The sequence below is a fragment of the Nonomuraea sp. NPDC049269 genome (assembly GCF_043197155.1).
In the GTDB taxonomy this organism is placed as follows: domain Bacteria; phylum Actinomycetota; class Actinomycetes; order Streptosporangiales; family Streptosporangiaceae; genus Nonomuraea.
Window position 1 is genome coordinate 519,270 of record NZ_JBICSO010000003.1, and the last position, 14,640, is coordinate 533,909.

General features: G+C 70.2%; 14 protein-coding genes. 10 read left to right on the forward strand and 4 right to left on the reverse strand.

The annotated features are described in order from the left end of the window. Positions 1-17: 17 nt before the first annotated feature. Positions 18-1,016, reverse strand: coding sequence for a winged helix-turn-helix domain-containing protein (locus ACGFNP_RS20110; RefSeq protein WP_358316468.1), 999 nt, complete (start codon positions 1,014-1,016; stop codon positions 18-20). 371 nt (positions 1,017-1,387) lie between these two features. On the opposite strand from ACGFNP_RS20110, the gene ACGFNP_RS20115 reads away from it, so the two are divergent. The 9 genes from ACGFNP_RS20115 to ACGFNP_RS20155 are packed head-to-tail and all read left to right on the forward strand — an operon-like array spanning position 1,388 to position 10,423. Continuing rightward, positions 1,388-2,401: a DUF6772 family protein gene (locus tag ACGFNP_RS20115; protein ID WP_393320508.1), complete on the forward strand. Its 1,014-nt coding sequence runs from the start codon at positions 1,388-1,390 to the stop codon at positions 2,399-2,401. Between the two features lie 7 nt (positions 2,402-2,408). Further along, complete coding sequence (locus ACGFNP_RS20120; RefSeq protein ID WP_358316463.1) at positions 2,409-2,738, forward strand: hypothetical protein; 330 nt, start codon at positions 2,409-2,411, stop codon at positions 2,736-2,738. Between the two features lie 14 nt (positions 2,739-2,752). After that, on the forward strand, positions 2,753-4,300 hold the full coding sequence (locus tag ACGFNP_RS20125) for an ABC transporter substrate-binding protein (protein WP_393320511.1): 1,548 nt from the start codon (positions 2,753-2,755) through the stop codon (positions 4,298-4,300). A gap of 33 nt (positions 4,301-4,333) precedes the next feature. After that, the gene (locus tag ACGFNP_RS20130) at positions 4,334-5,386 is read left to right on the forward strand and encodes a LacI family DNA-binding transcriptional regulator (protein ID WP_358316456.1); all 1,053 of its coding nucleotides are present in this window, start codon (positions 4,334-4,336) and stop codon (positions 5,384-5,386) included. Beyond that, positions 5,383-6,309 carry an ABC transporter permease gene (locus ACGFNP_RS20135; protein WP_358316452.1) on the forward strand — a complete coding sequence of 309 codons (927 nt, stop codon included), beginning with the start codon at positions 5,383-5,385 and terminating at the stop codon, positions 6,307-6,309. Before ACGFNP_RS20130 ends, ACGFNP_RS20135 begins: the two co-directional genes overlap by 4 nt. Next, positions 6,306-7,160 carry an ABC transporter permease gene (locus ACGFNP_RS20140; protein ID WP_393320515.1) on the forward strand — a complete coding sequence of 285 codons (855 nt, stop codon included), beginning with the start codon at positions 6,306-6,308 and terminating at the stop codon, positions 7,158-7,160. Before ACGFNP_RS20135 ends, ACGFNP_RS20140 begins: the two co-directional genes overlap by 4 nt. A gap of 2 nt (positions 7,161-7,162) precedes the next feature. Continuing rightward, positions 7,163-8,170: an ABC transporter ATP-binding protein gene (locus tag ACGFNP_RS20145; protein WP_393320518.1), complete on the forward strand. Its 1,008-nt coding sequence runs from the start codon at positions 7,163-7,165 to the stop codon at positions 8,168-8,170. Then, entirely contained in the window at positions 8,148-9,176 is a 1,029-nt protein-coding gene (locus ACGFNP_RS20150) for an ABC transporter ATP-binding protein (protein ID WP_393320521.1), read from the forward strand. Before ACGFNP_RS20145 ends, ACGFNP_RS20150 begins: the two co-directional genes overlap by 23 nt. Positions 9,177-9,229: 53 nt before the next feature. Further along, positions 9,230-10,423 carry a phospholipase D-like domain-containing protein gene (locus ACGFNP_RS20155; RefSeq protein ID WP_358316441.1) on the forward strand — a complete coding sequence of 398 codons (1,194 nt, stop codon included), beginning with the start codon at positions 9,230-9,232 and terminating at the stop codon, positions 10,421-10,423. A gap of 202 nt (positions 10,424-10,625) precedes the next feature. On the opposite strand, the gene ACGFNP_RS20160 is transcribed toward ACGFNP_RS20155, so the two are convergent. Genes ACGFNP_RS20160 through ACGFNP_RS20170 form a run of 3 tightly spaced genes read right to left on the reverse strand, consistent with a single transcriptional unit; the run spans position 10,626 to position 13,668 of the window. Further along, a complete protein-coding gene (locus ACGFNP_RS20160) occupies positions 10,626-12,095 on the reverse strand; it encodes a lanthionine synthetase LanC family protein (protein WP_393320524.1) in 1,470 nt (489 codons plus the stop codon). 47 nt (positions 12,096-12,142) lie between these two features. After that, positions 12,143-12,817 carry a 4'-phosphopantetheinyl transferase gene (locus tag ACGFNP_RS20165; protein ID WP_393320527.1) on the reverse strand — a complete coding sequence of 225 codons (675 nt, stop codon included), beginning with the start codon at positions 12,815-12,817 and terminating at the stop codon, positions 12,143-12,145. A gap of 2 nt (positions 12,818-12,819) precedes the next feature. After that, positions 12,820-13,668 carry a metallophosphoesterase family protein gene (locus tag ACGFNP_RS20170; protein WP_393320530.1) on the reverse strand — a complete coding sequence of 283 codons (849 nt, stop codon included), beginning with the start codon at positions 13,666-13,668 and terminating at the stop codon, positions 12,820-12,822. Between the two features lie 135 nt (positions 13,669-13,803). Between ACGFNP_RS20170 and efeU the strand changes: the two genes are divergently transcribed. Then, positions 13,804-14,637, forward strand: coding sequence for an iron uptake transporter permease EfeU (gene efeU / locus ACGFNP_RS20175; protein ID WP_358316429.1), 834 nt, complete (start codon positions 13,804-13,806; stop codon positions 14,635-14,637). Positions 14,638-14,640 lie beyond the last annotated feature (3 nt).

Here is a 14,640-nt window from a genome sequence, read left to right on the forward strand (position 1 = left end):
CACAACAACCCTCCCTCTCAGCGCCGGAACAGCGACAGCAGTTCCTCGGCCCGGTCGGTGCGGGCGATCCAGACCTCGCGGCCACGGCGCTCCCTGCTGATCAGCCGCGCGGCGTGCAGCCGGTCGCAGTGATAGGTGATCCCGCTGGGCGCGATCTTGACGTTGGAGGACAGCATGCTCATCGTCATGGGCTGGTCCAGCTGGCAGAGCAACTCGGCGCGCACCGGGCCGACCAGGGCGGAGAGCTCGTCCACGTCGGGCGCGACCGGGCGGCGCCACAGCGACTCGGCGCCGGGCACGGGGTAGGCGATCCACACCGCGTCGGGGTGATCCAGGCTGACGATCACGGCGTCCTTGCCCGCCAGCATCGGCACCAGGATGATCCGCCGGTTGCCCAGCTCGTACGTGCTGGCTTCGATGTCGGCGATCAGCAGGCCGCGCTCGCCGTACTGGATGCGGTCGTTCAGTGAGCCCAGCAGCAGCTCGGGGCCGCCGCGTACGGAGGCGATGCCGACGCGCTCGATCTCCCGGTCGAGCAGTGGCCGCGCCCGCTGCCAGAGCGGCTCGGTGGTGTGCCAGACGTCGTTGAGCGCGGTGGCGTACCCGCGCAGCCAGCGGCCGGGCCGTTCGGCGGCGGCCCTCCAGTGCGTTGGCAGCGCGCCGTCGCCGAACGCCTGCTCCAGGTCCTTGATCAATGACTCGGGCGGAATGTCGCTCAGCGCGCTCACCTGGGCCGACACGGACATGTCGTCCATTGGAGTGATCGGCGCGACGCTGTCGGGCACGACGGAGTAGCCGGGCGCGGCGAGCGGAAGTACCGCCTCGCGTCCCAGCGGGCTCACCCTCGCCTGGACCGCGCGCCGCCACAGCTCGGGCAGGCCGCGCCGGCGGCCCGCCAGCGCGTCGGCGATCACGGCGAGAGCGGTCAGGTTCGGAGAGATCGACACGGACAGTTGAGGAGCGGAGGTCACTCGTAGCTCGCTCCACACGTTCGTTCTGGTTACCGGAGCCCCCACGGGTCGTACTGTATGCAGACGTGACATATCTGGATGGATGCTTCAAATAAGCTGGAAAGATCTGTCTACGCAGGTCGTGCTGACGCATGAGGTGGAGACCGGACCTGCGCCTTCCGGCCTCCACCGGCTATGTGGTCACCTCACGCTCAGGTGATACGGACGCTCTTGGTCCTCGGCCGCATGCTGCGCTCCGTTCAGATGTTCGTCTGTGTGCTGCGAATCGAACGTATGCCTCAAGGCTCACATCTGACTTACAAGTCACTTACAGCCCAGACAAGGGCACGCCCAGATGTCCGGTTCTGTCGCGAACATCCCTTGACATCCGCTGATGCGACAAGTTAGTTTCCTCGAAACCTAGGATTAACGTTCACGTGAACGTTCATCCTGGCGGCGAAGATCGTCTATGGAAGGGCGTCCTGGACGTGGAGACGATTCATGATCCGGCCGGGGACCTGCGTCGCGCATTGATCGCGGCGGACCCTAAACTTTCGAAGTTCAACCCCCTCCCCCGCATACTCGCCTTCGACGAGTTCACCACCGGAACGCACGGCTGGTGCGAACTCATCGGCAATCACGACGGCTACGGGAATCTCGACAAGGTCGACGTCCACATGCGCGACTTCCGGCCGCCGCAGCTCAGCTCGTGCGATTTCTTCGACATCGGCACCCACGGCGCGATGAGCGGCAACTACGCGCTGAAGGTGGCGACCAGGCCGGTGGCCGGTCACACCGCCGTCGCGATCCGCCGGCTGACCATGGCCCAGCGCGGAGTCATTCAGTTCGAGACGTACTTCACCTACAAGACGGAGGCGGCGACCGCGGAGTCGTCGCTCGGTGACACCTTCGGCGAGGTGGTCTGGGACGGCAACCTGCACCCGTCGGAGGCTCAGTTCGGCGCGTTCACGGTGGCCACGGACCTGTGCGACGGCGACGGCATCCGCTACCACTGCGTCGCCCGCTACCAGAACACCGACCTGGACAACCGGCTCACCCGGCGCTGGGTCTACCCGGTGGTGCCCGAGCCGACGCCCAGGGACAACCTGCACAACCAGGAGAACCTGTCCCCCACCGAGGACTTCACCGCACCGGACCCCGCCGACTGGCACGCCTTCGACGAGGAGCCGCAGTACCTCTGCTACAACGAGGTCCCGACCAAGGTGAATTGGCATTATCTGCGCTGGCAGTTCGACACGCGCACCCGAACGAATATCGAGCTCCAGGTCAATGACCGGGTCATGGACATGCGCCAGATCCCCGTTCCGCAGTATCCGGACAAATACGAGGGACTGGAGAACCTGCTCAACTTCTATGTGAGCGTGCGCACCCATTCTCCGGTCCGCAATTTTCTCTTCCTCGATTCCGCACTGATTTCCGTGGATTGGTGACGTCGGCATGAAGCATGCTCTTACCGCGGTCCTGGAGCGGAACACCACTTTCACCGCCGGCTTCGCCACCGAACCGTACGAGGCCGGCTGGGCGACGGAGGCACGCTGGTTCGTCCGGACCCTGGCGCTGGAGGGCGAGCTGCGCCTGGTGACCCAGGTCTCCCCCGACGGGCTGCACTGGTGCGACGACGACGAGACCCCCGCGCAGGTGGTCACCGAGGCCGGCCTGGTGAGCTGGCGGGTGCGGGAGTTCGGCCACTGGCTGCGGCTACGGGCCCACCTCGACGGGGGCGATCCCCGAACGAAGATCCTGATCTACCTGGCTCTGAAGAGCTGACGGGAGCAACCGACATGGCAGCAATGGACGGGGTGGACAGGCGCCGGTTCCTGACCCTCCTCGGAGCCGGGGTCGCCGGCGTCTCCCTTCCCGGGCTGGTCGCGGGCTGTGCTCCCGGCGGCGCCGGAGCCGGATCGGGGTCCGCGAAGGACCGCCCGCTCAGCGCCGCGTTCAACCAGCCGATCAACGACCTGGACCCGCACGGCGCGAGCGCGGTGGACGAGGCGTCACTGCTGGCCAACCGGCAGATCTACGACACCCTCGTCACCCGGACCGGGGATGAGCTGGCCCCGAAGCTGGCCAGGTCGTGGACGCAGCCCGACGACAAGACCTGGGAGTTCGCCCTCCGCGACGACGTCACCTTCCACGACGGCAGCAAGCTGACCTCGGCCGACGTGAAGGCGTCGCTGGAGCGGCTGGCCAAGTCCGACGGCCCGCAGAAGCCGCTGTGGACCGCGATCGACACCGTCGAAGCACCCGACCCGCACACCATCAGGATCACCACCACCGAGCCCCTCGGCACCCTGCCGACGAACCTGACGCTCGCCTTCATCCTGCCCGCCGCCCAGCTCGGCCGGGCCGACTTCTTCCGCAAGCCGATCGGCAGCGGCCCCTTCGCCGTCGAGTCGTTCACTCCGTCCTCCCAGCTCCTGCTCAAGCCGGTCAAGAACTACTGGGGCGGCGCCGCCACACTGCCCGGCCTGCGCCTGCCGTACATCCCGGAGACCTCGACCCGGATGACCTCGCTGCAGAACGGCGAGGTGGACGTCACCTGGATCATCCCGCCGGACGAGCTGAAGCGGCTGGCCGGTGTGGACGGCGTGCGCATCGAGAGCAAGCCGGGCGTGAACTACTTCCTCGCCTGGTTCAACTGCGGCCGCAAGCCGTTCTCGGACGCGCGGGTCCGCCGCGCGCTCTACCAGGCGCTCGACATCAAGGGCATTGTGGCGAGCCTGTACGGGGACGCGGCAACGGTCATGGACGCCCCGATCCCGGCCGCGGTCTTCGGCCACGCGAGCCAGCAGCCGTACGCGTACGACCCGGAGCTCGCCAAGCGGGAGCTGGCCGAGGCCGGCTACTCCGGGGGCATCCGCACCTCGATGATGTGGTTCAAGGACACCGGCCCGCTGGCCACCGAGCTGGCGCAGTCGCTCATCTCGGCCTGGGCCAAGGTGGGCGTCATCGTGGAGCAGCAGCAGATCGAGAAGGCGGCCTGGATCAAGCGGCTGACCGCCCTCGACTGGGACATCGAGCTCCAGGTGAACACGGTGACCACCGGCGACGCCGACTACACCCTGGGCCGCCTCTACACCAGCACGGCCAACCGCATGGGTTACGCGAACAAGGAGCTCGACGGCCTCCTCGCCCAGGCCCGCTCGACCGCCGACCAGGAGAAGCGCGAGTCGCTCTACGCCCAGGCGTGCGAGATCATCTGGCGGGACGCGGTCGGCGTCTTCCCGGCGGCACTGTCCAGCACGTACGGACTGCGTTCCACGGTCAAGGGCTTCAGCCCGGCGGCCAACAGCCAGCCCGAGTTCCGCACGGTGTCGACCGCGCAGTGATGCCCGTGCGCCTCCATCGAGTCTGGGGACACCATGCCTGAGGGACACCGGACGACCCTGAAGGACATCGCCGAGAGCCTCGGCGTGTCGGTCAACACCGTCTCGCGCGCGCTCGCCGACAAGGACAGCGTCGGCGTGGAGACCAGGAACCGCGTCAAGGCCGAGGCGGAGCGGCTCGGCTACGTGCCCAACGTCACGGCTCGCTCGCTGGTGCTGGGCTCCGCGAGCACCTTGGGCATGGTGATCACCAATCCGTCCAACCCGTTCTACGCGCAGCTCATCAGCGGCATGGAGCAGCACTGCCGCAAGCACGGCTATTCGCTGCTGCTCATGGCGACGGAGGAGAGCCTGGACAACGAGCGGCGCGCGGCCGAGGAGCTGCTGCGCCGCGGCGTCGACGGGGTGCTCGTGGTGACGGTGCAGGAAGGCGCCGAGCACTGGCGCCGGTTCCGGGCCGCCGGGGTCCCGCTCGTGCTGATCAGCCGGGACGTTCCCGAGCTGAACACCGATCTGGTGGGCGTCGACCACGTCCTGGGCGGCTACCAGGCGGCCAGTCACGCCATCGCGCGGGGCGTCAGGAAGATCTGCTTCCTGGAGGAGGACCTGGGCGTCTCGTCGGTGACCGACCGGGTGGCCGGCTACCGGCGGGCCATGGCCGAGAGCGGGCTGCCCGTGGAGCCGGACACCGTGATCAAGGTGCCGACCAGGCGGCTGGAGCAGAGCGCCATGCCGTGGGATCCGGGCGAGGCGTACCGGCTGGCCAAGGACGTGCTCCGCACGGCGCACCGCCCGATGGCCTTCGTGGCGGGCAACGACTATTTCGCGCTCGGCGTCTACCGGGTGGCCGACGAGGCCGGTCTCCGGATTCCGGAGGACGTGCTGGTGGTCGGCTACGGCGGCCATCCGTTCGCGCCGTACGTGATCCCCTCCCTCACCACGGTGGAGCTGCCCGCGGCGGAGGTCGCCGTGTCCGCCGTGGACCACATGCTCCGGCGGCTGACGCGGCCGCCGGCGGAGGGGCCACCGGAGAAGATCCTCTTCCCGCCCCGGCTGGTGGAGCGGGCGTCGAGCGGGGGCGGCAGATGACCGGCTTCGTCGGGCGCCGGCTGGCCCAGGCGCTGCTCCAGATCTGGGGCGCCATCACCATCGTCTTCGTCGCTCTCCGGGTGCTGCCCGGCGATCCCGCCGAGCTGATCCTGGGCAGCCAGGCGACGCCGGAGCAGCTCGCCGGGCTCCGTGCCCAGTTAGGGCTCGACGACCCGCTGCCGGTCCAGTACCTGCACCACCTCCAGGGTCTCCTGCGCCTCGACTTCGGCCAATCGTGGCGGCAGGGCATGAGCGCTCTCGACGCCTGCCTGGAACGGCTGGGACCGACCCTGGTCCTGTCCGCCTGGGCCATGGTGTTCACCGTGGTGCTGGGCTTCCTCGCCGGCTCCTACGCGGCCCGGCACGCGAACTCGGCGGCCGACCGCCTGATCTCGGTGTCGTCGCTGGTCGGCCAGGCGCTGCCGCCCTTCTGGATCGGCATCATGCTCTCGCTGATCTTCGCTCGGGGGCTGCAGATCCTGCCCAGCACGGCCGACGGCACGATGGCGAGCCTCCTCCTGCCCGCCTTCACACTCGCGCTCCCGTTCGTCGGCTGGCTGGGCCGCCTGGTGCGGACGGGCGTGCTGGAGGAGATGAACCAGGACTACGTCCGTACAGCCCGCGCCAAGGGAATGAGCGACAGCGTCGTGTTCTACATCCACGTCCTGCGCAACACCCTGGTCCCGGTGGTGACCATGCTGGGCCTGCTCATGGGCAACTTCATCGCCAACGGCGTCATCGTCGAAGTGGTCTTCGCCTGGCCCGGGATCGGCAGGCTGCTCGTGGACTCCATCACCTTCCGCGACTACGCCGTCGTCGAGGCCGTCCTGACCGTGATCACGGTCTGCTACATCACGCTCAACCTGCTGGTCGACGTGCTCTACGGCTACCTCGACCCCAGGATCCAGTTGGAGAACGCATGATGCCGCTGAAGCTCCGGCGGCTGGCCGGACTGCCGCCGCGCGCTCACTTCGCCCTCGGGATGGTGCTGCTGTTCGTGGTGGCGGGAGTGCTGGGGCCGCTGCTGGTGCCCTTCGACGCCGCCACCACCAGCCCGCCCGACCGGCTGCTGCCGCCCGGGACCCGGCTGTCCGACGGCGCCGTCGCCTGGCTCGGCACCAACCAGGTCGGCCAGGACATTCTGGCCGCGGTGCTGGCGGGGATGCGTACCTCGCTGACCGTGGCCCTGGTCACCGTGGTCGTCGCCGGCTCGGTCGGCCTGCTGATGGGGCTGCTGGCGGGCTACTTCGGCGGCTGGGCCGACGGGGTCATCTCCCGGCTCGGCGACATCCAGCTCGCCTTCCCCAGCCTGCTGCTCGCCATCATGCTGGCCGGTGTGCTGGGCCCGAGCATGACGAACGTGATCATCGCCCTCGCGGTGACCCGCTGGGTGATCTTCGCCAGGGTGGTGCGGGGCTCGGCGCTCGCGGTCCGCGACCGGGAGTTCGTGGACTCGGCCCGGGTGATGGGCGCCTCGCACGGGCGGATCCTGATCCACTACATCCTGCCGTCGTGCCTGCCGCCGCTGCTGGTGGCGGCTACCGTGCAGATTGGCCTGACCATGGTCGCCGAGGCCTCACTGAGCTTCCTCGGCCTCGGCGTTCCACCCTCCCAGGCCTCCTGGGGATCGACGATCGCCCAGGGCCGCGACTACCTGGCCTCGGCGTGGTGGATCGCGGCGGCGCCCGGCGCCGCACTGGCGCTGGTGGTGGTCAGCATCGGCATCCTCGGTGACCTGCTCCGCGACGCCTCCGACCCGATGACGGAGCTGTGACGATGACGCGAGACGTGACCCCGCTGCTGGACGTCGCCGACCTGGCCGTGGAGTTCGACACGCCGAAGGGGCCGCTCCGGGCCGTCCGGGGAGTGTCCTTCCAGGTCGGCGAGGGCGAGACGCTGGCGATCGTCGGCGAGTCCGGCAGCGGCAAGAGCGTGACGGCGCAGGCCCTGCTGGGGCTGGTGCCACCCCGGGCCCGCGTCACCGGAGGCCACGTCACGATCGAGGGCCGCGACATCACCGGGCTCTCCGACCGGGAGTGGCAGAAGCTGCGCGGCGAACGCATCGCGATGATCTTCCAGGATCCGCTGAGCGCGCTGAACCCGTCGCTGACCGTGGGCTACCAGATCGCCGAGATGTTCCGCAGGCACCGGGGGCTCGGCCGGGCGGAGTCCCGGCGCCGGGCCACGGAGCTCATGGTCCAGGTGGGCATCCCGGACGCCGCGCGGCGCCTGGACGACCATCCGCACCGGTTCTCCGGCGGCATGCGCCAGCGGGTCATGATCGCGATCGCGCTGGCCCTCGACCCCCGCCTGCTCATCGCGGACGAACCCACCACCGCCCTCGACGTCACCGTCCAGGCGCAGATCCTGCGGCTGCTGCGGCAGCGCCAGCGGGCCGACCGGCTGGGCATGATCCTCATCAGCCACGATCTCGGGGTGGTCGCGCGGGCGGCCGACCGGGTGGCGGTGATGTACGCGGGCCGGATCGCCGAGGTGGGCACCGTGGCCGAGGTGTACGAACATCCCGCGCACCCGTACACGCTGGGCCTGATGCGCGCGGTGCCCGCGGTGCGCGACGGCGGCGGCCCGCTGGTGGCGATCGACGGCCAGCCGCCCGATCCGACCGCGCCGCCCGCCGGCTGCTCCTTCCACCCCCGCTGCCTGTTCGCCCGTGACAGGTGCCGGGAAGCCGAGCCCGAACCGCGCGAGGTCGCCCCGGGCCGGGCCAGCGCCTGCCACTTCGCCGAGGAGGTGATCGCGGGTGTCCACACCGGCGCTCGCTGAGTCCCGCACCCGGGACGACGACGGCCCGCCCCTGCTGGAGCTGGTCGATCTGGTCACCACCTACCGCCTGCGCGGCGGGCTCGGCCGTGCCGGCGCCGAGGTGCGCGCCGTGGCCGGCGTGAGCCTCGACGTACGGGCCGGGGAGACCGTGGGCCTGGTCGGCGAGTCCGGCTGCGGCAAGTCCACGATCGCCAGGACCATCGTCGGCCTGGTACGCCCGTCCAGCGGCCAGGTCCTGTTCGAGGGCCGCGACCTGGCCACCCTGCCGGCCAAGGAGCTGCGCAGGCTCCGCCAGGACATCCAGTTGGTCTTCCAGGACCCGTACGCCTCGCTCAACCCGCGGATGACCGTCGCCGCCCTGATCAAGGAGGCGTGGCGGATCCATCCGGGGATCGTGCCGCAGGATCGGTGGGACGAGGAGGTGCGGAGCCTGCTGGACCGCGTCGGCCTGCGTCCTGAGCACGCCGGCAGGTATCCGCACCAGTTCTCCGGAGGGCAGCGGCAGCGCATCAGCATCGCCCGTGCGCTGGCCGTCCGCCCCCGGCTGATCGTCTGCGACGAGGCCGTGTCCGCGCTGGACGTGTCGGTCCGCGCGCAGATCCTGAACCTGCTCGAAGAGCTGCGGCGTGACCTGGGGGTCGCGTATCTGTTCATCTCCCACGATCTGGGGGTCGTCCACCACATCTGCCACCGGGTCGCGGTGATGTACCTGGGCAAGATCGTCGAGATGGGTGCGAAGGAGAGCGTCTATCTGCGGCCGTCGCACCCGTACACGCGGGCTCTGCTGTCGGCGGCGCCGAGCCTGGACGACTGGCGGGACGGCGGGCGGCAGGAGATCGTCCTGAGCGGAGATGTTCCCTCGCCGTTGAACCCGCCGTCAGGCTGTCGTTTCCGGACCCGCTGCCGGCTGGCCCAGGATCGATGCCGGGACGAGGAGCCGGTGCTGCTCGACCGCGGCACCGACCACCCCGTGGCCTGCCATTTCCCCGAGACCGACCCGTTCTGACGAATCCCACCGGCGGACGGCTCGGCTCCGTCCGCCTCGTGAAGGAGCGATCGATGCCGAACCGATTCCTGTCCGCTCTGATGGGGGCCGCCGTCCTCACGGCCACACTGGCGGGGGGCGGCCCGGCCAGCGCGGTCGTGGCCGAAGGCAGCCCGGCCTCGGCCAGCCCCACCACCTGCGCGGACGCGCCGGACGCGCCGGTCACCAAGGGCGCGGTCTTCAACGACCCCGTGGGAGGCGACCCGACCGCCATCGTCCGGCGCCTCTGCGGCCTGATCCACCAGACCCCGGCCGGCGCCCGGATCCAGGTCGCCCACTTCGTCATGTCCGGCCAGGCGGGCACCGACTTCGCTGGCGAGCTGATCAAGGCCCACCAGCGCGGGGTCGAGGTGCGGGTCGTCCTGGACGGCGACTCGCGCGGCGCGACCGTGGCGTCCCAGCTGGCGGCCGCGCTCGGCACGGACATCTCCGCCGGCTCCTGGCTGCACGTCTGCACCGGCCCGCCGTCGGGCGGCACGGCGGCCTGCATCGGCAGCAAGGGCCAGCACAACAAGTTCTACCTGTTCTCGCGGACCGGCGGCGCCTCCGACGTGGTGGTGCAGTCGTCGGCCAACCTCACCGACCTGAACTCCTCGACGTACTGGAACAACGCGGTCGTCCTCCCCGGCGACAAGCAGTTGTACCGGGCGTATGACAGCTACTTCCAGGATCTGGCGGCCGAGCGGAAGAACCCGGACTACTACCGCATCACCAGGACCCCCTCCGGACAGGTCTGGTTCTTCCCCCGCGCCGGCACGGACGCCACCACCGACACCGTCGCCGAGAACCTCGCCAGGGTCCGCTGCACCCCCGGTACGAAGATCCGCGTCGGCATGTCGGAATGGGACACCTACCGCATCGCCATCCCCCAGAGGCTGCGCGCGCTGGCCGCCCAGGGCTGCTCGGTCAAGATCGTCTACGGCATCATGGACGACGAGGTCAAGCAGCTGCTGCTGGCCGAGCCCCGGATCGAGCTGCGTACCCTGGGCACCGGTGACGCGCTGCCCGGCCGGATCCACTCCAAATACCTGCTCGTCGAGGACGCCCACGCCCACGTGGTGCTGACGGGCAGCCACAACTACATCGAGACCTCGCTCCGCCGCAACGACGAGACCCTGCTGCGCCTCACCGACCCGGGCCTGTACCGCCAGTACGTCGCCAACTTCGAGCGGCTGCGCGCGGTCGCACCCCTGGCCTCCGCAACCTGACCCCCGCCCACGCGACCCCGCGCCATCCCCCGCCATCCCGCCCCACGCGACCCCGCAGGCGATCACCCGCCCACCCCCGCAGGCGATCACCGGCCCGGTCAGGCCGCCCGTTCCATGCGGGCGGTCAGGTCCGGAAGGGCGGGGAGGCCGGGAGGGAGAGGGCCAGGCGCGAGGTCCGGGCGGGAGGTCCGGGAGGGCCGGGCTATGCCGGGTCGTTGCCCTTGTTCAGGCGGTGCGCGGGGACGGGGATGGCCGGGAACGGGTTATCCGGGAGCAGGATCACGCGGCGTGCCTGGTCGCCCTGCAGGGCCGCGTCCAGGTGCAGGAGCGCCGCGCCGATGCCCGCCGCGCCGACCATGTAGCCCGTGTCCGCCGACACCTCGCCGGGGCGCAGCCGCCGATACGCCTGGTACCACCGCAGTCCTCGCCCGTCGTGGTCGACCGCGCGCCCGATCAGGTGCTCGGCCAGCACACCGGCGAAGTCCAGGTACGACTTGCGCCCCGTCGCCGCCCACAGCCCGACGAACAGCTCCACCAGCCCGGCCGTGCCACAGCACTGGCAGGAGACGTTCCAGAACCCGGGGGTGCGCCGGTGCGGGACGCCGCTCTCCACGATGCCGTGCGCCAGCCGCTCGCACCAGGCCAGGTCGTCGGCCTCGCCCGTGACCCGGTACAGCTCGTAGAACAGCCGCGCCACCCCGGCCGAGCCCGAGCAGAAGCCCAGGTAGTGCAGCCCCCGGCCCTGCGGCACGTGGTGCGGCACGGCGGCGCACCGCCCGGCCACGACGCTGACCATCCGGACGAAGCCGGCCCCTCGGCGGGCCGCGTCGAGGAAGAGCGGGTCGCCGGTGATGCCGTACAGGCGGGCGAGCAGGAACGCCGTGCCCGCCGTGCCGGACAGGAAGCCCGGCGTGACGGCGTCGACCGGCAGATCGGCCCGGCCACCGGCCACGTCGCCAGACACTCCCAGCAGGTCTGCGGCGTCACCGGCCCAGGTCTCCCCGTCCTCCAGGCTCCCCCCGCCGGACCAGGTCTGCCCGGCCGGCGGACACCCGTCGTCGAGCGGGCCGAACCGGTGGCCGGGAACGGCCAGGCGGGCGATGCGGGCGCCCGCCTCGACAGCGAGGTCCAGGTAGGCGGGTACGCCGAGCATCGAGGACGCGTGCAGCAGGCCGAGCACCACGCCGCCGTCGCCGCTCTGCGCGGGGTCCCGCGACCAACCGGGGCCACCGTCGAGGGGGCGGGCGGAGCGGACGATCCGGTCGGCGGCGGCCACGGCGGCCTCCTCGAACCGGCCGTCCCCGAGCACCCAGCCGGCCTCGGCGAGCGCGACCACGGTGCCGGACAGGCCGTGATAGAGCGACAGGCTGGTCTGCTTCCCCCACGTCTCGGCGAGATAGCCGGCGCCCGCGCGGGCGTCCTCCAGGTACGCCTCGTGGCCCGTCGCGGCGGCGAGCTCCAGGAAGAACAGCACGATGCCCGCCGCCCCCGCGTAGAGCGAGGCCGGTTCGGGAGCGAGGGCCGACCTGCCTCGGGGGTCGGGGTTGGCCCGCCAGTGCCGGCCGCGCTCGTCGTCGACGGCCGCGGACCGAATCCAGCGGCCGGCCATGATGGCGGCGATCAGCGGTGTCTCAGCACGCTCGCTCGATGAGCGCGTCCGATCCAAGCTCATGCGATTCATTATCCCACACATTTGGTAGGAAATTAAGGGTTGTGAGCTCAGTTGTGGACGGCGGCCGCCTCCGGGGCCATGACGGCGATGGCGGTCAAGATCAGGCCGTTGCCGGTCATCCACCGGCCGTTGAAGCCGCCCAGCCGCCGCCCCTGCCAGCGGGGCCCGAGAACCAGCAGGTGCGCGCTGAATGTGCGCCGTACCGGGTCCACCGAGATCCTCGCGTCCTGGAAGTCGAGCCACCGCTCCGCCAGCGGGAACCACGCTTTGTACACCGTCTCCTTGGCGCTGAACAGCAGCCGGTCCCAGCACACCGCCGGATGCTCGGCGGCGAGGCGGCGGAGCATCTCGCGCTCCTGCGGCAGCGAGACGGCCTCCACGACGCCTTCGGCGAGCGGCTCGTTGGGCTCGCCGTCGATGCCGATCGTCCCCACGGCCTGGGCGAGCGCGGCGGCCCGGTAGCCGGCGCAGTGGGTGATGCTTCCGATGACGCCCAGCGGCCACAGCGGCTCGCCGCGCAGCCCCGACAGCACGGGCACCGGCGCCATGCCCAGGCGCTCCATCGCCTTGCGGGCGCACAGCCGCGCCGTCGTGAACTCCCTGCGCCGCTTCTCGACGGCCCGCTTGATCAGCAGTTCCTCCTCCGGGAAGAGCATCGTCCCGGGCGGATCTTCGAAGGTGTCGTACGCCTCGACCGTCGCGGGGAGGATCTGCTCGATCATCTTCACTCCGGAGCTGGAAGTATGGTCCTGACCGGGCCGCCGGTGCGTTTGCGCGGGCCCCACTCGCGCGGGTAGCCCAGAGAGACCTCTTCGAAGCGCACACCGTCGTGGTACGTCGTGCGAGGGATGTGCAGGTGTCCGTAGACGACCACGGCCGCGTCATAGAGCCGGTGCCAGTCGGCGGTCGCCTCGGTCCCGCACCACAGGGCGAACTCCGGGTGCCGCAGGATCAGAGTCGGCTCGCGGACGAGCGGATAGTGGTTGACGAGGACGGTCGGCAGGCGCGGATCGCGCGCGTCGAGGCGGCGCCGGGTCTCCGCGAGCCGCGCCCGGCACCAGGCGTCGCGCGTCGGGTAAGGGTCCGGGTGCAGCAGGTACTCGTCCGTGCAGACGACGCCCGCCTCGTGTGCCCGCTCCAGCGCCAGCCGCTTGCCCTGACCGTTCGCGCCGAAGGTGTAGTCGTACAGCAGGAACAGCGGCGCGACGGTCACCGGACCGCCGGGCCCGCTCCAGATCGGGTAAGGGTCCTCCGGCGTCAGCACGCCGAGGCTCCGGCACATCTCCACCAGGCCGAGGTAGCGGTACTCCCCCCGCAACTGGACCGGATCCTCACGCGGCGTCCACAGCTCGTGGTTCCCCGGCGCCCAGACGACCGTGGAGAACCGGCTCTTGAGCAGCTTCAGCGCCCATTCGATGTCGGCGAACCGCTCAGCGACGTCTCCCGCGATCAGCAGCCAGTCGTCGTCCGAAGACGGCAACAGCTTCTCGACGACGGCTCTGTTGTCGGGGAAGGCCACATGGAGGTCGCTGACCGCCAGTAATCGCCCACCGCCCCACCCTCCATGGACCACCAGCACAGCCTATACAGCGTCGCCTCACGGGCAAGAAGGTGAAGAGCATCACCTTTTGTCCAACGTCGCGCTTGCATTAGGTAGGCTCCACCTGCCCTAATTTAGGTAAGCCTTTCCTACAGCGCGGGAGCACCGGTGTTCGCCAGCTATCTCATAGGACTGCGGGAGGGACTGGAGGCGACACTCGTCGTCTCGGTCCTGATCGCCTTCCTGGTCAAAAGTGACCGCAAGGACAAGCTGCCACAGGTGTGGACCGGCGTCGTGGCCGCTCTCGCCCTGTCCATCGGCTTCGGCGCGCTGCTGACGTTCACGGCCGCCCACCTGGACCACACGGGACAGGAGCTCTTCGACGCGATCACCTCGCTGCTGGCCGTGGTGTTCGTCACCTGGATGATCTTCTGGATGCGCCGCACGGCCCGCGCGCTCTCCAAAGAGCTGCGGGGCAAGCTCACGGACGCGCTCCAGATGGGCTCGCTCGCCGTGGTCGTGATGGCCTTCCTGGCCGTGGCCCGCGAGGGGCTGGAGACGGCGCTGCTGTTCTTCGCCTCCGTCCAGGGCGCCACCACCACCGCGACGCCGCTCATCGGCATCAGCCTGGGGCTGCTCACCTCGGTGGTGATCGGCTGGGGCATCTACCGCAGTGCCCTGAAGATCAACCTCACCAAGTTCTTCACCTGGACGGGCCTGCTGCTGATCCTCGTTGCCGCCGGCATCTTCAAGTACGGCGTGCACGACCTGCAGGAGGCCAACATCCTGCCGGGCCTGAGCACCTACGCCTTCGACATCAGCGCGATCCTGCCCGCCGACTCCTGGTGGGGCGCGCTGCTCGCCGGAATGCTCAACATCACGCCGCAGCCGTCCGTGCTGGAGGCCCTGGCCTGGGTCCTCTACCTCGTGCCCACCCTCTTCCTCTTCCTGCGCCCCCAGCGCACCCCCGCACCGGCAACCACCACCACCAGCTCGGCCTGAACA